Genomic DNA, 18604 nt, shown 5'->3' with positions numbered 1-18604 from the left:
AGTCACACGTTGCGCTGCTTCGTGCCGCGCACGCCGTATGTGATCGTTCCCGGATTGAGGGCCCCGGCCGAGCGGTTGCGCACCTTGACCGTGAATTTCCCGGCAGACGAGACCACAGCCCAGATGTCGAAGTTGTCGTCGATCAGTGTCGACGTCACATCGACGCGGTCGCCCGGTTCCAGCCCGTTCAAGGTGAATTCGCTAGTCGCGTAGATCGCACCTGCTGCGATTGGTCCAGGCGAGATGGTCAGGCCTCCCCGCTCGAGCAGGCCTATGCCACCCCAGATGCGCTTCGTCGGGGTGCCGGTGGTCGTCTCATCGATGGGAAAGATACGGTTGCCATTGCCCAGCGCCGTGTTGGTACCGGCCGGATTCGCCCTGTTTAGGCCGGACGTGCAGTTGAGCAGCGCATAGCTGGTGATCGCGCCCGAAAGCCGGAAGCCAGTGCGCTGGCTCACGTTCTCACCGGTGTTTTCACTGCGCACCGCCTTGATTTCGACCACCCGGACGTCGGCAACGTTGACGCCGATCGAGGTGCTCGCCGCGTTGCCCCAACCGCTGTTGAGAACCGAGCCGCTCGTGATCGCGAGTTCGTCGGCATACTGTGCGGTTATTCCGTCCGACGCGGAACTGTCGATATCCACGTTCTCGAACATCACCTTGCCGATGTTGAAGGTCGACGAGCCCAGCACGACTATGCCCTGCGCGGTTGAGAACCGCGATTTGACATGGCCGAAGTGCAGCGCGGATTGCGCCGCGTTGCTGTTTGAAAGCTGGATGTAGACGGCATTGCGGCAGCCTTCGGCAATGACCTGCCCCACCGACGCATGCTGTACGCATTGCTTGACCGAGACCGCTGCCCCGGCGCACCCCACAGCGATTACGCGCCCGACCGTGCAGTTGTCTCTGCCGGTTCCCATCGGCGGATTGCTGCCACCGCCGATGCCGTACTGATTGCCGTTCAGCATGAGCGCATCAGTGCCGCCATCGCCGCCCGCGTTGTCGATAACGACCGAACCGACTGATCCGTTCTCGGTTCCATTGATCATCACGGCGCCTTGCAACGTTCCCTTGATCTCCGGAGAGAAATAGCCATTCGGCCAGCCAGCCGCGGCCATGCTGGGCAGGGCCGCGCCCGCGACAGCCCTGTCCTCGATATTGCGGCCGATGACATTGCTGATGGAGATGTTGGGCAGGAACTTCGTTTTGATGAGTTGCCAGCCGATATTCTTGCCCACCACCTTTCCGATCACGATTGGGTCGCGGCTGACGTTCTCGAGGATCATGTTGTTGGCCAGCGTCAGCCCACGCTTCCGATGCCCGGAGACTTCGACCGATCCGATGCTGATGAGCCCAAGGGCGCCCTGCGCGGACGATGTTGCAATCATGATGCCATTGCCGACTGCGATCGAACCGTCCGAAGGCGCCGTGGTCGTCTCGCCGCGATAAGATCCAATCCGGATGCTGCGGTATCCGCCGGTTATCAGGATGTCCGCATTCTCGTTGCCGTTGGCTATATTGCCATAGCCGTCATCGACGCCGGTATAGCTGATGGCATCGCGCGGGTTGCGGCCTTCCCATGCACGGATCACGCCGGCACGGAAATGACGCAGGCCGAAATGGGCCGCATCGTCGATCTGCGTGCAGATGCCATGCCCGCCGAAGCCGACGAGATAGACCCAGTCGAGCTCCACGTCAGTGTTGCGGGCCCGCAGTCCGCAGCCTGAAGCGTAGCCATTCGAAGTTCCATCGCCTTCAAGGCGTAAGTTCTGCAGCACGATCTTGCCGGTGGCGACAGCTGTCAGCAAATTCAGATTGGAAGCGCCCGCCTTGAGCACGCTGTCCTCGCCCATCCCTTCAATCACGATACCGCTTGGCGGAATCACCAGGCTCGAACTCAGCTTGAAGGTGCCCTTTGGCAGCTTGATGCGGCGGCTCGATGCGGCCGCCTCGGTCGCGACATCGGCCAGTGCAGAGCTGCTGTCGGAGTTGCCTCTCGCATCGGCGGAGGAATGGTCCGTCAGCCAGATCTCACCGCGCTTCATGATCTCGAACACGGTCTGCGGCCGCATGTTGCTGCCGCTTTGCCGGGCACCGATCAGCGCGGCGCCTTTGCCATTGGCGGTCGATGCGAGGTCTGCAGTCCTTGCGGCAATTTGCCGCGCATAGGCGTCTGTCGGTATGGTTCAGCTCCCCGCCCGGATCATGAGGGTCGCACCTGCGCCCTGGCGGGCACGCAGGAAGCAATTGCCCGGCAGGCGGTAACGTCCCGCCGCTACGATCGTGCTGAACGACTGGCCGGTCATGTCGATGGCGAGGCAATCGTTGAACGCCGCTCCGTCGAAGCTGTCCTGAAAGATGTAGGCCGTCGTCGGTGTGCCGATGATCTGGATCTCGACGTCGGGATAGACCCGGGCGTTGAATGCCACCGCCGGTGCCCAGTTGACGGGTAGAACGATCGGCAAGGCGGTCACTTCCGCGAAGGTCTCGTCTCCCATATCGACCAGACGCTTTTGGCGATTGCCGACGGTGGTGTAGGTGTAATCTGGCATGACATGCTCCTGGCATGAGTATTTCCGGCGATCCCCAGGCGTGCGGTGGATCGGCAGGCAAGTGCCAACGATGGATCAGACCGGTGAGGGATCGGGATGTCCGCCCATTTGGTCTATGTTCCATATACGTTCCAACAAGTCAATGTAAAAACCAAATAGGTTAGTTTGCCGATGGAACTGGGCGTTGCCGAGGCGCGCTTGCGGGGCGCCCGAACATGTGTGGGAGGTGCCGATAGTCGCCGCTTGTCTGGCTTCGTGGCTGCTCAGGCGACGCTCGCCGGTCGACCAAGGCCGATCGCGTCCTGTCCTGCACGGCAAGACTACAGGCTGCGCCGAAGGGCTGCCATAAAGGCTATCAAGTACAACTGCGTGGTGAGGGCTTACCCAGTGATCAGACCCGGAAGATTCAGCACCGGACCCGAGGGAGCGCTCATGTCAACGGACCGGCGAGGATTTCCGGCCAAAAACGGCCCGAATTCTGCACCACAGACCAGTCATCCGCCAAACGACCGCCTGCGATGGCGGGGCATCACAACCGCAAGTTCTAATCGTCTGAGGCCCCGCCGATTGGACTTAGCGCCACATCGCCAAGACGGACACGAGCATGCGGGGCAAGCCAGAAAACCAGTTGCTGCGCGGGGCATTCCCCATCGACGGTGAAGTCCTGGCTCCATGATCCCGGCTTCGCCGCGCTTGCGATACCGCGGGCGGCGCGGCTCAGGTCGCTCTGGCAGCCAAGCGAAACCTGCAACGCCTGCGCCAGCGCAGGATCGGTTCCCGGCGTACGCCAGGTCAGCCGATACCGTCCCGGTTTCAGCACCAAAAGTTGCCGAACAATCGGGAGCGTGACGGTCGCCGTGACCTCGAGGGCGAGACTGCGATCGGGGGTTCCCTCGTCGACCATCGCGATCTCGGCATCGCCGCGGTTCGAAACTTGCCAATCGAACCCGAAGGTCGCCTTCAGCGTATCGAAATGCTCGAAGCGGCCGTCATAAACGAGCGCGTCCGAGGAACCGCAGTTCAGGCGCCACACCGATTGCGCTTCACCCAGGAGGCCCTGGTTGATGAGCTTCTGGGCAAACAGCTGGGTCGCGGGACAGTCCCACACGCCGGAACCGGTCCGCAGCATCAGATCGACGCGTTGCCGCAACTGGTCGTCAGGAAGATCAGCGATGTTGATCACCATGACACGTGCCCATTGCGGTGCGAGCTTGAGCCGCGTTGCCATGGCGGCACGGCCCTCTGGCGTCGATGCCATGACCGCGATGAACCGGTCCCGGTTCTCGTCATCCGGGGATTGGCGCAGAAGGGCATCGAGCCGCTCAGCGGCGACCTTGTAGTCGCTGCCCTGCAATGCCTGATCGAGCCAGTAGATTTGCGTCATCGGGTCGCGCCAGCCCAGTTGGCCGGATACCACGAATGCTTTCTGGGCCTCGGGAAGGTGCTGGGCGTAAAGTTCTGATCGGCCAAGCAGCGAAACGGCCTGCGCCGAGATAGGGTCTGAGAGGATCGAGCGGCGGGCAAGGGCGATCGCACTTGCTGGCCCACTGCGAACGAAGGCGTTGGCAGCCTTCGCCCTTGCTGCGCCTGTATCGTATGGCCAACCGACAAAGCTCGGGGAGTTCGGGAAGTCCTTGCTTTGTCTGTCGGAACCACTGAGCAACGCCGCTGCCGCCAGCACGAGCAGTCCGAAGACCGCAACTGCTCCGCGCGCCTGGACGAACAGACCTGGTGCCGCTTCCTCCGCCATGGCCTAGTTCGCTGCGGAGTTGCTGTACTGGTAGTAGTTGTAGCCGTAGTACTCTGAATAGCGATTGCTCGCGTCGTTGGGGTCGAACTTCGTCAGCACGCCGCCAAGTACGTTTGTCCGCATGTTGCGCAGGCGGCGGAGCGAAGCCTTGAGAGAACCACGACGGCTGCGATCCGACTGGATCACGATCACAACTCCGTCGACTAGCGCGGCCATCAGCGGGGCGTCCGCAAGGCCGAGGATCGGGGGGCTGTCGAGCATGACCAGATCGAACTGCGCCGAGAGTTCCTCGATGAGCTGATGCATCCGGTTCGAGCTCAGCAGTTCGGTCGGGCTTGGCGGGATCGGACCCGACGTGATGACCTTGAGATGCTCGATGTCGGTACTGCGCAGGGCGTCCTCGACCGAACTTTGGGCCGTCAGAATGCTTGTAACCCCAACGCTGTTCTCGGCGTTCAGCATCGGAATGGCACGGTGCAATGCCGGACGCCGCAGGTCGCCGTCGAGCAGGACCACGCTCTGTCCAAGCTTGGCAATGCCTCTGGCAATCGCAAGGCTTGTGGTTGACTTGCCTTCCGAAGGCTGAGAGCTCGTGACCAGCATGGTCTTTGGCAAGCCTTTCGGGGTCGAGTAGAGCAATGCGCTTCGCAGCGAGTTGTACCCCTCGCTGATCGCAGACTTGGGATCCTCCATCGCCACAGCGATATCGAGATCCTGAGCATAAGGGATCACCCCGAGCAGCGGCATCTGGAGCTTGCCTTCGACATCCTCGGGGACCCGGACTGAGTCATCGAGCAGGGTGCGCAGGTAGATGAAGCCAGCCGCAGTGCCGAACCCGACGATAAGCGCCAGCAGCAGGTTGCGGAAAAGGTTCGGCGAGCTCGGACGGATCGGCGGTACCGCCGTATCGATGATGGAAATATTGCTGGCGCTGATGCCGGCTGCCGCGTTCAATTCCTTGAAGCGCTGCAGCAGACCCTCGTAGACGGTACGGTTGGTATCCGCTTCGCGTTCCAGCAAGCGGTACTGGACCAACTGATCCTGCTCGGCGAGCGAGGAGCCCTTGAGCTCGGCAACCTGCTGCTTGAGACTCTTTTCCGCTTCGACTGCGGCATCGTATTGCTGCTTGACCGAAGCGCGAATGCTGCGGGCAACGTTTTGAATCTGCGCATCGATCACGCCGACTTGCGCCTTGAGCTGCTGCACCGCTGGATAATCTTCGAGGTGATTAGCGCGCTGTTTTTCAAGCTCGGCCATCTGGCGTGCGCGTTCGGCCAGCAATTGCGAAATCGCCGGATTGGCGAGCACATCGGGTGAATTAAGGGCGTTGCCGACCGAGATCAGGCGCCAACGTCCTTCTGCGGCGATTCTGGTGGCCTGCGCCTGGTTAGCGGCCGAGTTGATTTCGAGCAGGCTGGTTGTCGTCACCGAACTGCCGACTTTTCCGCCCTGACGCGACCCGCCGTCACTCGCATCGCGATCGCGGATAAGGCCAGCTTCACGTGCGTAGGCGTTGAGCTCACGCTCCGACCGTTCAAGCTTGGCGCGTGCTTCCGCAAGCTGACCGGAAATGAACTCACGCGCATAAGCGGAGCTGTCGAACCGGCGCTGAAGATTGGTCTGGATGAATTCCGATGCGAAGGAATTTGCGATCTTCGCAGCAAGTTCTGGCTGCGTGCTGACGAAGCTGACTGTCGCAAGGCGAGTGTTGCGCGGAAGGTCAACGTCGCGCGCACTTTCAATCATGCGGATCGTCATATCCTCAAGCTCTGCCCGCGTCAGATTGGCCGGTGGCTGGCGGACGCCCATTGCATCGTAGAACTTCGCATTGCCGACCAGCCGCAGCTTTTGCGCAACGCGTTCGGAAAGCGCCCGGCTCTTGAGAATCTCGACTTGCGTCTGCAGGAACCGCTCAGTGTCCGTCGCCGCAACGACTGGATCCTGCATCGTGTCGTCCTGCTTGCCGAAGACCTGCGCAGACTGATCGTTGATCTGAAGCGTCGTTTCGGCGGTATACCGCGGCGTTTGCAGCATCGTCACGATGACCGCCAGAACCAGCGTAGCCGCCACGATCACGCTGATGATGACGAGATTGGCCCGAACCGTTGCGATGATGGCGCGAATATCGAACGACGGTTCGCCGTCCAGATAGGGATCGTTGTCGCCATAGCTGTAGTAGCCGCCGTTCGTGGCCGCTTGTTCGGTGATGGGGGTCTGGTCGGCTGTGCCGGGAACTGTGGTGATCTGCTGCACGATACCGCCGCCGTTAGAAACGAGTGAAAACGTTGAAGAGGGGAGCTGCCTGCAGGACGTCTCGATAGATCGACTTTGCCTGCGAGAAGCCTACGACAACCACATCGCCGCCCAGGATCTGAGGATCGGGGTCTTGCCCTGCACGGATCCTGCCGAGATCGAAACGGGCAGCCAAGCGCTGGTTGTTGATCGTCCGGAACACCACCACTTCGTCAAGCTTGGCAATCCGCGTTGGGCTCTGCGCAAGCGCGATGGCACCGAGAAGTGTTGTCTGGTTGTCGACCGGATAAGCGCCGGCCTTCATGACCTGGCCTTCCACCGTAACAATCTGACCGGTCTGCTCGATCACGTTGAGTGTAACGTCGGGATTGCGGAGGAAGCGCGCGCCGAGCTTAGTTGCAATCAGCGTGGATGCCTGTGCCGGGGTTAGTGTCGAGATCTTGACAGCACCGACCAGCGGGACCTGGATAAAGCCCGCGTCGTCCACAGGCAGTTTCTCGATGTTGAGATCGGGCTCGCCGAAAACCGACAGGGAAATGATGTCACCTGGCGCGATCAAATACTCGGCTGGCGTCACTGCCTTGTCGATCGGCGGGATGATGGAATAGGCAGCATCTCGCGATGGAAGTGCACTGTAGAGGTGCGAAGAACATGCAGCGAGGCTCGCAGAGGCGAGCAGCAGAAGAGTGGCCGAGGATTTCTTCACTGTAATCAATGCCCCTTGGGGAAAACGTGCCTGCCAAAATGAACGATGCCAGCTTCTATGGCCCAGTGCAACATTGCATGGGCGCCCATAGATTCAATAAGTCACTGCCGATTACGCTGCGGTGCAGCAGGCTCCATGAGGAGGGCTACCGCAAGTGCGGTAAGCATCGCCAGCGACATGCTGCGCATCGGATAATCGACAATGGAATGGAGTGCTTCGATCGTGAGAACGCCGCAGCTGAAGAGGATCTGGGCTCGTCTTGCTGCAGCCGTGTCCGATCGGTTCGCCATCATGATTGCGCGCACGATCAGGTAGCCGACCACGAGCAAAATCGCACCGAGCACGAAGACCCCAGGCAAACCGGCTTCCAGAAGCCATTCGAGCCAGTCGTTGTGCGCGCGCACTGGACGGGTCTGATCCACCACCTCGAGCCGTTCCGCAGCTTCAAGCATCGGGACGATTGTTCCGATGCCGCTGCCGAACGGCCAGACCTGTCCCATGGCGTACCAGGTGTCGGCCCAGAGATCCCAGCGTGCCTCTTTGGTCAGCCAGAAACGCGCGAGAACTTTCTGCATGGATTGGGCTTGCAGCAACAAGGCACCGCCAAGAACCAGAGCCGCCGCACCTCCGCCAAACCAGAATGTTGAAATGCGCCGCAAGCGCAGGCGCGGCCAGAGGATGGCAGCGAAGAACAGGAGTGCCGGAGCAGCGAGGCTGATACCGGTACGCGATCCGGTCATGAACAGACCGACCATGATTGACATGGAGCCGAGGAACAGCCCCGCCCAGGTGAGTGCATGATGACGACCGTCGCTAAGTCTGTTTGTCGCGAGCGCGCCCATGGCCAAAAGCGCGATGAGCAGGAAATCGGACTCCGCGTTACGGTTGGCCTGGAAGCCTACCAGCGTCCCCGCGCTGAACTCGCTGTAGAGCGACCAGTCAAATCCACCGGTATGGGAGAGCTGCAGCACGCCGAGTGCGAGCGAGATGAACCCGCCGATGACGATGACCGCAAAGAGCCAATTGCGACCCCGCAGCGAGAGCCGCGATACCTGCAACATCAACAAGACAGGACAGATGATCGCCAGCAGCGAAGCAAATGTCCGTGCCGGTGCCATCGTGAGCGGCATCCACGACTGATCTGCACCGATCAGTGCGAGCGACTGCACTTCGATCGCCCGGCCGGGCAGCTTCTGCCACAGCGCCGGCGGAAGCGGCACCAGATGCAGTACCGGCATGAGCAGTACAAGCGCCGCGAGTAGCCAGGCGGGGCGCTGGACTGATCCAAGTCCACGTTGCCATTCGGTCGAAGCGACTAGCGGTATCATGATCAGCGCTGTCAGAACCTGCAGGACCATTTCAGTCCGGGGGTTCACCGTTCCGCCGCCGCCGAGCGCAATCGCCAGGCCCACCAGAGCCATGCACAACATGGTTCCCGGCAGAGGCTTAGTGTTTGGCGGGGGAAGGGCATCAGCAGTGCGGCCCGACGAAGCGCGTCTCTCGCTTGTGCGCGAATCGTCTGCAGCAGCTGTTGCGTACGCCCCCGCCATGCCTGTGCCTCCCTTGTAGACCTTGAGCAAACCACGCACGGTAAGCGTTCAAGGGAAATCCCGATTGCTTGCCGCCACGATTTGTTCAGAGTCGAAAAACGCGTCGCGTACTTACGAAAAGGGCCCGCAATGCGAATTGCGAGCCCTTCACGTACTCATCAAATATCTGGCAATCAGCCGCCGTTGCTGTCGCCCGACTTGGTGGCTTCATAGAGGCCGAAACCAAATGCACCGGCAGCGAGCACGCCGATACCAATATCGGTGCCAGTGACCTCACGCGATTCGCGCGATGCCGGAGCAGCCGTGCGGATGACCTTGGTCTTCTTCACCGAGACAACGCCCGGGGTTGCAGCGCCGGCGCGGATCGTTTCCGCGTTGGCAGCCGTGCTGGCGAAAACCACGCCAAGCGTAGCGGCACCGGCCATAGCGATCTTGAACATGCTCATCGTCCCACACTCCATTAACTCTACAGGAAAACACTTAGTAGGCTTTCGCGATTCGTTCAACCCGAATGTTGCGTCGCGAGTAACTTAATGCTGCACATGCGAAGCACAAAAAGTGATTTAGGTTGAGACACATCGATTCCCACGTTCAACCAAATTCGCATGTGCAATCGCTCTGTCGCAGCAATCCAACGGCTCATCTTCAAAACGCGCGGTCGTGAACAAGAACCGCAAATGTCGCAAAAATGATCCTGATATCGCGAATGGCATTCCAGCCATCGAGATACTCAAGGTCTGCCTGGAGCCGACTGCTCAAATCCTCTTCCGAGTCGGTCGCTCCGCGCAGCCCGCGGATCTGCGCAAGACCGGTGAGACCGGGCTTGAGCGAATGGCGCAGCAGGTAGCGCGAATCGACTTCCCAGAACCGTTTCTGACCAGCCAGAGAGCCAATCGCATGGGGCCGCGGGCCAACAATGCTCATGTCGCCGCGCAGCACATTCAGGAGCTGCGGCAACTCGTCGATGCTCGTCTTGCGAATGAAACGACCGATCCGGGTAATGCGGTCATCGTCGCGGCTGGCGGAACGCGCACCGCTGGCGTCGAGCTTCTCGACCCGCATCGAACGGAACTTGTAGATCCAGAACAGCCGGTTGTTCCGCCCCTGACGCTGCTGGAGGAAAAACACCGGACCGCGATCCTCGAGCCAGATCAGCAGGGCAACGACCGATAACAGCGGAGCGAGTGCCAATGTGGCGCAGCCGGCAATGAGGACGTCTATCGCGCGCTTGACCGCCCTTGCCCTGAGACCAAGGGGCCCCACCGACACAACCAGCGATCCAAATCCGAACCCGCGGCCCGCGCCAAGCACACCGAGTTCCTGCACTTCGGGATCAACAATCTCGCCGCAGATGTTCGAGCCCTTGAAGACAAGCGCCCAGTCCTTGCGACGCGCTGGCGGACAGGTCACGATCACCCGGTCCATGTTCGTCATGAACATGCCGAGGCGATCGAGCATATGTGGGTCGTTGCGATCAGGGCGAAGCCGATGCTCGCGCGTATCGATATGCCATGCATGCGGAACGCGCACCGGGCTTCCACCGTCATCGATGACCAGCACATTCTGCGCGGTTGGTCCACAGCCCGAACGGATGATCGGCTGAGTGACAGCTCTGGCCCAGGCCAAGCCGGCAGCGACGACAACGAGGATGGTTACCGTCGAAACGCGAGAAAAATGCTCGCTCGACTTGGTGAAGAAGGCGACGAAGATCATCAGCGTCAGCGCACTGGCCATCGCCAGCATCGAACGTGACTGGCTGTATCGCAGCGAAGTCAGAGCCTGGATCGAATATGCCCGCAGCATGAGCGCTGCACCCCAGTAAAGGGGGACATACAGATTAATCTGCTGCAGGGTCTGCGGATCGGACGCATTGCCCAGATAAAGCAGGCTGACGAGCAGTGATGCCCCGACGATCACGAGGCCATCAATCAGCATAAGCAGCAGATAAGCCTGAAGCCGCCGCTTCTCGAGCGAGGGTGCAAGAGGAAGACGCAGCTGCCGCTTGGCGCCCGCAGGCGCTTCGCCCCCCGCGCCATTCGGCGACGTGACGGTTTCCCTGTCTCGTTGCAACGTCGTCATGTTAAATGCACCCTCATGAACCGCTAGAAATCAGCGCTCCGGTTGTGCGACCCGGACGACAAAGTTCTTTTGAACAGATTCCTCGATATCGGTAGGAATGCTGCGTTGCAATACGTACAGGGTTGAACGACAAAAACAAGCGATTCAGTGCATCCCACCTCGCAGCCGGTCGGACATGTGCGGCAACTCGTCGGATATCAGCGGGCAGCAGCCCGTGCAATTTCCGCAAGTCCTTGAGAAAGCACCAATTCGCCATTTCGGTTATCGGCGAGCAATTGGCGGTGCAAAGCCATCAGCCGCTCAACGAGGCGTCCCAGTTTGCGCCCGCGCCATCGGCGCAGTTGTTGGGCAAGATCGGGCTTGTCCCGAAAGAAGACACGCCTGGCAGCCATCTCTTGCTCAAGAAATGCATTGATATCGCTTCGTCCGCGCATGCGTCCTGCCAGTTGTGCCAATTGCGCGGCGCGGCGCTCAAAGGCGAGCAGTAGCCCGACGGCATTGAGTTCGAGTTCGTGAAAACGCACCAATTCGGAGGAAAGTCGCGCCGTGTCGCCCGCCAGCACGGTGTTTACCAGCGGCATGAAGCTGTCATCTTCGCTGACGGCGGCGATCGCATCAAGCGCTGCCGCATCGGCTCTTCGTGGCGACTCGGGGCTGGCATCCAGATAAAGGACTAGCTTCTCAATCTCGCTTCGCGCCATCCGCGTGTCCAGCGCCGCACCGCGAGCGATTCGCTCGGCGAGTTCATCGGTCAGAATCAACCCAACCGGATCAGCCATCTCACGCACCGCCAGCGTCACCGACCGAATGTCCGGCTGGTGGAACATCGTGACAAGAGCGTCGGGGCGATCCGAGAGCAGTTTGGCGATGCGCGACTTGTCCGTCGCCGAACCGGCGATGATGAAAACCGGCCAGCCCCTAACCGGACTGGCGAGGAGCGTCTCGACAGCGTCGTAGACCTCATCTCCGGAGCAGCGGACATGGATCTGTCGCTGGTCGCCGAACAAGGAAACCGACCGCGCCTCGTCCGCGAGCCTGACCGGGTCACGGCGCAAGTCGCCACCCGCCAGTTCCACGCGCTCGAAGTGGCCTTGCTGCGCTGCAATATGGCCCGAGAGCCGAGCAGCCGCATCGGCTGCACCGGCTTCATCCGGGCCGCAAAAGTAAAACACTGAGGCGTCCGCTGCCGCGCGCGCAATCTGGCTGGCAAAGTTCTTCTGAGTCGCCTTCACGGCAGGCTTAGCCAGCCTTGCGCAGCTTCGTGGCCACGCGGGTCACGATCTGGTCAGCGACTTCGTGGCTCAGGTTCTCGAGCGCAGTCTGCTCGGCCGCGATCACGGCATATTCACTTGAGACAATATCGATGCCAGCGTCTGCCCCAGCGGTAGCGTCCAGAACAATCTCGCCACTGGTTAGATCGACAAGCTGATAGCGCGCCCGCAAGGTCCGCCTTTCACGGGTCACCGCATCATTGGAAAGCAGGCCGAGGCCCTGGAGCTGCTCATCAAGCCGCACGTCGAGGCGATATCGCGGGGTGCCTTGCGCGCCAGCGCCGAGCCGGTCGACCAAGGCAGCGCGTATCAGCCAACCCGCCTTGCCTTCGATTGAGGTGACGTCGACACCGGCCAGCGCGCGCGCAACGGTGCCGCTGCCGCCACCTGCATACATTGGCTGCAGGCCGCAACTGGCCAGCATGGCCAAAGGCGCAAGGGCGGCGAAGACGACTTTACGCGACAAGGTTCACCAGTCGGTCGGGCACCACGATCACCTTCTTCACATCCGCCCCGTCGAGCGCACGCTGCACCTTGTCCGAAGCGAGAGCAAGCCGTTCGAGTTCTTCGCGCGGGGTTCCCTTCGCCACGGTCAGCGTGTCGCGCAGCTTGCCCTTGACCTGCACCGCCACGGTCACATCGTCATCCACCAGCAGCGCGGGATCGACAGCCGGCCAGGCGGCATCGGCCACCAGCCCTTCGCCGAAGGCCGCGAAAGCTTCCTCGGCAAGGTGCGGCATCATCGGAGCAACCAGCAGCAACAGAGTGCGGACTGCGGTCGTGCGGTCGGCTGATGGCGGAGCCTTCTCGGTCGCGCCGGTCAACTCGTAGATCCGCGCAACCGCCTTGTTGAAGCCCAACGCCTCGATGTCCTGAGCCACCGCGTGAACGGTCTGATGCGTCTTGCGACGCAGAGCTGGATCTTCGCCCGTTGCACCCGCATCCGCCGCACCGAACAGGCGCCACAGCCGCTGGACAAAGCGCCAGCAGCCTTCGATGCCCGCTTCCGACCACGGCAGATCGCGCTCCGGCGGGCTATCCGAGAGCATGAACCAGCGGATCGCGTCTGCGCCGTACTTCGCGACGATCTCGTCGGGATCGACCACGTTCTTCTTGGACTTCGACATCTTGATGACGCGGCCGATCTCGACCGGCGCGCCATCGGCCTTGAGAATTGCACCATCCGCCGTGCGCTCCACCTCGCCAGGCGAGAAAAACACCGGCTGGCCGTTCTCGGGGTTGCGCCGTTCGTAGGTCTCGTGGGTCACCATGCCCTGCGTGAAAAGGCTCGCGAAGGGCTCTTGCACTTCGAGCTTTCCGATCCGGGCCAGCGCGCGGGTCCAGAAACGCGCGTAAAGCAAATGCAGGATCGCGTGTTCGATACCGCCAATGTACTGCTCGACCGGCAGCCATTTCCGGATGGCTTCGGCGTCGAACGGTGCATCACCCGGCTGGCTCGCAAAGCGCAGGAAGTACCACGAGGAATCGACAAAGGTATCGAGCGTATCTGTCTCGCGGCGCGCGGGATGGCCGCACTGCGGACAATCGACATGCTTCCACGTCGGGTGCCGGTCGAGCGGGTTACCCGGCACGTCGAAGGTCACGTCCTCGGGGAGCACGACCGGCAGATGCTTCTTGGGCACCGGCACCACGCCGCAGACCTCGCAATGGATGAACGGGATCGGCGTGCCCCAGTAGCGCTGGCGGCTGACGCCCCAGTCGCGCAGGCGCCACACGGTCTTGCCCTCGCCCCACCCTTCGGCTTCGGCGCGGGCGATCACGGCGGCCTTGGCTGCCGTCACGTCCATGCCGTCGAGGAAGCGCGAGTTCACCAGCTTACCGGCGCCAGTATAAGCTTCGTTGCCCTCGAACACGGGATCGGTCTTGTCGCCATCGGCGACGACGCGGGTGACCGGCAGGCCGTACTTGCGCGCAAAATCGATATCGCGCTGGTCGTGCGCCGGGCAGCCGAACACGGCTCCGGTGCCATAGTCCATCAGCACGAAGTTGGCGATGTAGACGGGCAGCTGCCAGGTCTGGTCGAGCGGGTGCAGCACCTTGAGGCCGGTGTCGAAACCCAGCTTCTCTGCGGTTTCCAGTTCGGCTGCGGTGGTGCCGCCCTGCTTGCACCTCGCAATGAAAGCTTCGGCTTCGGGCGAATCCTTGGCCAGGGCCTGCGCGATCGGGTGATCGGCGGCAATCGCCACGAAGCTTGCACCAAACAGCGTATCGGGCCGGGTCGAATAGACTTCGATGTCTTCGGCGAGCGGAGCGACCGGCTTGAAGCGGAACTGCAGGCCCTGCGACTTCCCGATCCAGTTTTCCTGCATCGTGCGGACCTTCTCGGGCCACTTGTCGAGGCCGGAGAGACCTTCGAGCAGTTCGTCGGCGAAGTCGGTGATCTTGAGGAACCACTGGTTCAGCTTGCGCTTTTCCACCAGCGCGCCCGAGCGCCAGCCGCGCCCGTCAATCACCTGTTCGTTGGCGAGCACGGTCATGTCGACCGGGTCCCAGTTGACCGTCGATTCGCGGCGATAGACGAGGCCGGCGGCGTAGAGATCGAGGAACAACGCCTGTTCGTGGCCGTAGTATTCCGGCTCGCAGGTCGCGAGTTCGCGGCTCCAGTCGAGCGCGAAACCGAGGCGCTTCAGCTGCGCCTTCATGTTGGCGATGTTGGCGCGGGTCCAGCCGCCGGGGTGGACGCCCTTCTCCATCGCTGCGTTCTCGGCCGGCATGCCGAAGGCGTCCCAGCCCATCGGGTGCAGAACCTCGAACCCGCGCATGCGCTTGTAGCGCGCGAGGACGTCGCCCATCGTGTAGTTGCGCACGTGGCCGATATGGATGCGCCCCGAAGGATAAGGGAACATCTCGAGCACGTAGCTGCGCGGCTTTGGCGAAGCGTCGTCAGCCCGAAAGGTCTGGCGCTCGTCCCATTTGCGCTGCCAACGCAGATCGGCGCTGGCAGGGTCGAAACGCACAGGTTCTGGGCGGACGGGTTCTGGTCGGTCGGCAGTCATGCCGCCCCCTCTAGGGAGCGGCGCGATGCCGTGCAACTGTCAGGCTAGGGCAAACCCGCCCGGATTTCAGCCTTTGACCAGCGTCTGGCGCCTGAGATCGCGCGCTTTGGTCAGGATGATGTCTTCCAGTTTCTGGACGGTAGCGGCTTGAACCGGGGCATCGACCCAGTTGCCGGCCTGGTTGACCTGCCGGCTTGCCGCGATCCGCAGCGCATCAGCGCGCAAGTCCTGATCGAGGATCGAAACAGAAAGCTTCATGCGTTCGCCTGGATTGCGCGGGTTCGCATACCAGTCGGTCACCACCACGCCGCCGTTGCTGTCGGTCTGCACGAGCGGCATGAACGAAAGTGTCTCGAGCGTGGCGCGCCACAGGTAGGCATTAACGCCGATCGTCGTCACCTTGCTGGCCGCGAGGTCCAGTTTGGGGCGGGGCTTGCCGCTGCAGCCAGCGACCAGACCGGTCGCGGCGATGACAAGCATGCCGGTCGTGATACCCCGGACGAAGGCAGAAGAAATGCGGGGGCGTGTCGTCACGTGCATACTGTCCTTGCTGGCAGGAACTCAGCGGTCGCGCCGTTTTTCCTGCCTTGTGAAATCCGCGCCAATCCGGCGCCTTGCCGCTGGCGCTCTATCATCCCGTTGACGCGCGCCGCAAGGGCAATGCATCGAATGGCTCATTGCGGCTTGCGATGGCCTGAACAGATCGAACAAGGTCGTCTGCCAACCGGGATGATGTGGGCTCGATGCAACAGGTCTCACAAGACACGCGCCCAAGCTTGCAGAAAATCGTTGTGCTACTGGAAATTATCCTCGGACCACCGTATGTCCTACCTACAGACTCGGTCGCGAGTTCCGTCGGAGCTGCCATTTTTTGCGGCTCGGCAAATGGGAAAGTCAGGTTGGCCATGAATGGCAAGACGATCAAGGGAGCCAAGACGCGCGGTGTTGTCCGTGCGCGTGTGCTGCCATTGGTCGGTTGCGCGCTGCTTGGCATGGTCGCGGCGCCCGCGCTGGGCAGTGCGCTGACGGGTGGTTTTGCGTCTGCTCCAGTTAGCCTTTCGGCACGTGGCGGCATCGGCTCGTTCACGCCCGCATCCGTCGATCCGAAGCTGGTTTCGGAAATCACGGCGCAGATTCAGGGGCGGAGTGCTGGTCACGGCCGCTTGTTCCGTTTCACGCCGGCCGGCATGGAAAACCGTCCTGACCGCGCCGTCACCGTAGCTGTGCGGGTCAGCGGTATCGGCGCGCAGGATCTGGTCGTGCGCACGGCGCTCCCGGCAGGCGTCAGCGCGCTAGGCGCTGCGCCAGTTCGGATTGCCCCGATGGTTTACAACCTCGGCCTTGCGCGCGGCTATCAGAGCTTCGCAGCGACGCCAGGTCTCGCTCGCGAGTCGCGTCTCGATATCCAGCGTCTGGAAATGCCTGATCTGCGTGCCATTGGCCGCAAGGACAGCTTCGCAACGGCGACGGCGAACGCCTCTGCACGCCTTGCCCCGCGAATTGAACTCGATACGCGGGATCATGTCGGCCACACGCCGCGGACGTTCGAAGGCCAGAACGACTATCAGGTTGATCTGGGCGGTAGCTATCGCCTGACCCGCAACCTCGATGTCACGGCAGGCGTCCGGTACTCGCCCGAGCGTGATCGGCTTCGTCCGCTCACCGATGGCAAGAAGGATAGCCAGGCGGTCTACGTCGGAACCCAGTTCCGGTTCTAACCCTTGCTGTTGTGAACCGATGCGGTGCAGTCGTATGCCCGCAGCCTAAGTGCTTGTCGGCCAGCAGCCTTGCGTTTACCCTCCCCGCGATGGACCGGAGAGGGAGAAGACGATGACGCGCGTTGCTGTGGTTACCGGGGGTACTCGGGGTATCGGTGAAGCCATTTCCCTCGCGCTTCAGGCGCAGGGCCGCACGGTCGTCGCCAACTATGCAGGCAATGAGGAAAAGGCGCGCGCGTTCACGGAGCGGACCGGGATCAAGGCCTATCGCTTTGACGTGGGCGATCATGAAGCGACACTCGAAATGTGCGCGCAGATCGCTGCTGAGGTTGGTCCGATCGACATCGTGGTCAACAATGCCGGCATCACGCGCGACGGCGTGCTCCACAGGATGACTTTCGACGACTGGAACGAGGTGATGCGAATCAACCTCGGCGGCTGCTTCAACATGGCCAAGGCCACGTTCCCCGGCATGCGCGAGCGCGGCTGGGGCCGCATCGTCAATATCGGTTCGATCAACGGGCAGGCGGGGCAGTACGGCCAGGTCAACTATGCGGCTGCCAAGTCGGGCATTCATGGCTTTACCAAGGCGCTCGCACAGGAAGGCGCGAAGTACGGCGTTACCGTGAACGCCATCGCGCCGGGCTACATCGATACCGACATGGTTGCTGCCGTGCCGGCGCCTGTGCTGGAGAAGATCGTCGCCAAGATCCCGGTCGGCCGCCTTGGCCAGGCCGAAGAGATCGCCCGCGGCGTGGCTTTCCTCACCTCTGAAGACGGTGCGTTCGTGACCGGCTCGACAATGAGCATCAACGGCGGTCAGCATATGTATTGATTGGTGGCTGCCCCGCCCGTTCTTGGGCGGGGCAGGACCTCGCGTTTACTCGACGGTGATTCCCGCAACTTTCCAGCCGTCGCCTTCAGAAGCCATTTGAAGCGTTTCCGTCACGCGGGTTTGGTTGCTGTAGCGGGCCGTGAACGTGATCACCCAATAGCCCTTGGGCGGTGCAGCCGTGAAATCGACGGTGGCGAGTTCGCGCGATATCGGTTTCCCAACCCGGGCGCGCACCGATTGCGATGCCTGGGTCCACCAATCCACCGTGTTGAGCAGTTGAAACGACTTGTGGGTTGCCTGCCAGCTTCCGGCCCAGTCATCCCGATCGAGCAGAGCAAGGAACCGCAACGCCGCGCCGGTTGCCGCAGCCTCGCTGGCCGAGGTTGGCGCAGCGGCGACCGGAGTACCGGACGCCGCGGCAGCCAGCAGGCTGCCTTCGGATGGTGCGCCGGTTCCGGAAAGGGCAAGCGAGGCAAGCAGGGCTAGGCTGATGATCATGGCAATTCCTCCGAAGATCCAGCCGGCGCGGCGCCTATCGCCGCGGCCTTTGACTGGCTCGCGGTTTGGATGTGCCGCAGCGGTTGGGGCCGCATCCCCGATTGCTTTGTCCCCAAAGAATTCGGGAGGCCTTCCTTCGATTTGGTGGAGCAGGCGCGCTGCCTCCCGGCTGCTAGAGACGGACATCTTGCGCCGGGCATCGCGAAGCCGTTCGTGGACGGTATGGACGGATAGGCCAAGGTGGCGCGCGATCGATTTCGCATCGTGACCACCAACGAGCAGGCGCAGCGTTTCCTTTTCCTTTTCGGTGAGTGCCTGATATCCGCTCGCCATCTCGCCGATCTAGAGACGCCGCCTGTTGCGGGCCACCCCCAA

The 18604-nt window shown here is 61.9% G+C and carries 16 protein-coding genes; 3 read left to right on the top strand and 13 right to left on the bottom strand.

Translation table 11 applies throughout. The features are described 5' to 3' along the window. Window positions 1-2 precede the first annotated feature (2 nt). Entirely contained in the window at window positions 3-1853 is a 1851-nt protein-coding gene (locus Q0082_RS04255; RefSeq protein ID WP_298190283.1) for a hypothetical protein, read from the bottom strand. Between Q0082_RS04255 and Q0082_RS04250 the strand changes: the two genes are divergently transcribed. After that, window positions 1831-2169 (top strand): hypothetical protein, encoded by a 339-nt coding sequence (locus Q0082_RS04250; protein ID WP_298190281.1) that lies wholly within the window; start codon window positions 1831-1833, stop codon window positions 2167-2169. The two genes, Q0082_RS04255 and Q0082_RS04250, sit on opposite strands and share 23 nt — an antisense overlap. A gap of 17 nt (window positions 2170-2186) precedes the next feature. On the opposite strand, the gene Q0082_RS04245 is transcribed toward Q0082_RS04250, so the two are convergent. The 11 genes from Q0082_RS04245 to Q0082_RS04195 form a co-directional block, all read right to left on the bottom strand. Then, complete coding sequence (locus Q0082_RS04245) at window positions 2187-2552, bottom strand: hypothetical protein (RefSeq protein ID WP_298190279.1); 366 nt, start codon at window positions 2550-2552, stop codon at window positions 2187-2189. 544 nt (window positions 2553-3096) lie between these two features. Then, complete coding sequence (locus tag Q0082_RS04240; RefSeq protein ID WP_298190277.1) at window positions 3097-4302, bottom strand: hypothetical protein; 1206 nt, start codon at window positions 4300-4302, stop codon at window positions 3097-3099. A 3-nt stretch (window positions 4303-4305) separates the two neighbouring features. Next, window positions 4306-6555: a polysaccharide biosynthesis tyrosine autokinase gene (locus tag Q0082_RS04235; protein WP_298190275.1), complete on the bottom strand. Its 2250-nt coding sequence runs from the start codon at window positions 6553-6555 to the stop codon at window positions 4306-4308. A gap of 13 nt (window positions 6556-6568) precedes the next feature. Further along, window positions 6569-7261, bottom strand: coding sequence for a polysaccharide biosynthesis/export family protein (locus tag Q0082_RS04230; protein WP_298190273.1), 693 nt, complete (start codon window positions 7259-7261; stop codon window positions 6569-6571). Between the two features lie 101 nt (window positions 7262-7362). Continuing rightward, window positions 7363-8682, bottom strand: coding sequence for an O-antigen ligase family protein (locus Q0082_RS04225; RefSeq protein ID WP_298190270.1), 1320 nt, complete (start codon window positions 8680-8682; stop codon window positions 7363-7365). A 302-nt stretch (window positions 8683-8984) separates the two neighbouring features. Further along, window positions 8985-9257, bottom strand: a complete 273-nt coding sequence (locus Q0082_RS04220) for a hypothetical protein (protein ID WP_298190267.1) — start codon at window positions 9255-9257, stop codon at window positions 8985-8987. A gap of 199 nt (window positions 9258-9456) precedes the next feature. Next, entirely contained in the window at window positions 9457-10890 is a 1434-nt protein-coding gene (locus Q0082_RS04215; protein WP_366522498.1) for a sugar transferase, read from the bottom strand. A gap of 197 nt (window positions 10891-11087) precedes the next feature. Continuing rightward, on the bottom strand, window positions 11088-12122 hold the full coding sequence (holA, locus tag Q0082_RS04210; RefSeq protein WP_298190265.1) for a DNA polymerase III subunit delta: 1035 nt from the start codon (window positions 12120-12122) through the stop codon (window positions 11088-11090). A 7-nt stretch (window positions 12123-12129) separates the two neighbouring features. Next, a complete protein-coding gene (gene lptE / locus Q0082_RS04205) occupies window positions 12130-12585 on the bottom strand; it encodes an LPS assembly lipoprotein LptE (RefSeq protein ID WP_298190263.1) in 456 nt (151 codons plus the stop codon). A gap of 31 nt (window positions 12586-12616) precedes the next feature. Continuing rightward, entirely contained in the window at window positions 12617-15178 is a 2562-nt protein-coding gene (gene leuS / locus Q0082_RS04200) for a leucine--tRNA ligase (RefSeq protein ID WP_298190261.1), read from the bottom strand. 66 nt (window positions 15179-15244) lie between these two features. Further along, the gene (locus Q0082_RS04195; RefSeq protein WP_298190339.1) at window positions 15245-15658 is read right to left on the bottom strand and encodes a DUF3576 domain-containing protein; all 414 of its coding nucleotides are present in this window, start codon (window positions 15656-15658) and stop codon (window positions 15245-15247) included. Between the two features lie 425 nt (window positions 15659-16083). Between Q0082_RS04195 and Q0082_RS04190 the strand changes: the two genes are divergently transcribed. Both Q0082_RS04190 and phbB read left to right on the top strand, forming a co-directional pair. Then, the gene (locus Q0082_RS04190; protein ID WP_298190258.1) at window positions 16084-16896 is read left to right on the top strand and encodes a hypothetical protein; all 813 of its coding nucleotides are present in this window, start codon (window positions 16084-16086) and stop codon (window positions 16894-16896) included. A 112-nt stretch (window positions 16897-17008) separates the two neighbouring features. Next, the gene (phbB, locus tag Q0082_RS04185; protein ID WP_298190256.1) at window positions 17009-17731 is read left to right on the top strand and encodes an acetoacetyl-CoA reductase; all 723 of its coding nucleotides are present in this window, start codon (window positions 17009-17011) and stop codon (window positions 17729-17731) included. 45 nt (window positions 17732-17776) lie between these two features. On the opposite strand, the gene Q0082_RS04180 is transcribed toward phbB, so the two are convergent. Beyond that, complete coding sequence (locus Q0082_RS04180) at window positions 17777-18562, bottom strand: DUF4019 domain-containing protein (protein WP_298190254.1); 786 nt, start codon at window positions 18560-18562, stop codon at window positions 17777-17779. Between the last annotated feature and the right edge of the window lie 42 nt (window positions 18563-18604).

The sequence above is a fragment of the Novosphingobium sp. genome (assembly GCF_027489515.1).
Lineage (GTDB): Bacteria > Pseudomonadota > Alphaproteobacteria > Sphingomonadales > Sphingomonadaceae > Novosphingobium.
This window is presented reverse-complemented; position numbering and strand designations above follow the sequence as displayed.

Coding starts and splice junctions, on each gene's coding strand:
- Q0082_RS04215 (WP_366522498.1), bottom strand. CDS start 10,890: ATGACGACGTTGCAACGAGACAGGGAAACCGTCACGTCGCCGAATGGC.
- lptE (WP_298190263.1), bottom strand. CDS start 12,585: ATGCTGGCCAGTTGCGGCCTGCAGCCAATGTATGCAGGTGGCGGCAGC.
- Q0082_RS04220 (WP_298190267.1), bottom strand. CDS start 9,257: ATGAGCATGTTCAAGATCGCTATGGCCGGTGCCGCTACGCTTGGCGTG.
- Q0082_RS04180 (WP_298190254.1), bottom strand. CDS start 18,562: ATGGCGAGCGGATATCAGGCACTCACCGAAAAGGAAAAGGAAACGCTG.
- Q0082_RS04255 (WP_298190283.1), bottom strand. CDS start 1,853: ATGGGCGAGGACAGCGTGCTCAAGGCGGGCGCTTCCAATCTGAATTTG.
- Q0082_RS04195 (WP_298190339.1), bottom strand. CDS start 15,658: ATGCTTGTCATCGCCGCGACCGGTCTGGTCGCTGGCTGCAGCGGCAAG.
- Q0082_RS04240 (WP_298190277.1), bottom strand. CDS start 4,302: ATGGCGGAGGAAGCGGCACCAGGTCTGTTCGTCCAGGCGCGCGGAGCA.
- phbB (WP_298190256.1), top strand. CDS start 17,009: ATGACGCGCGTTGCTGTGGTTACCGGGGGTACTCGGGGTATCGGTGAA.
- leuS (WP_298190261.1), bottom strand. CDS start 15,178: ATGACTGCCGACCGACCAGAACCCGTCCGCCCAGAACCTGTGCGTTTC.
- Q0082_RS04190 (WP_298190258.1), top strand. CDS start 16,084: ATGAATGGCAAGACGATCAAGGGAGCCAAGACGCGCGGTGTTGTCCGT.
- Q0082_RS04245 (WP_298190279.1), bottom strand. CDS start 2,552: ATGCCAGATTACACCTACACCACCGTCGGCAATCGCCAAAAGCGTCTG.
- Q0082_RS04225 (WP_298190270.1), bottom strand. CDS start 8,682: ATGGCTCTGGTGGGCCTGGCGATTGCGCTCGGCGGCGGCGGAACGGTG.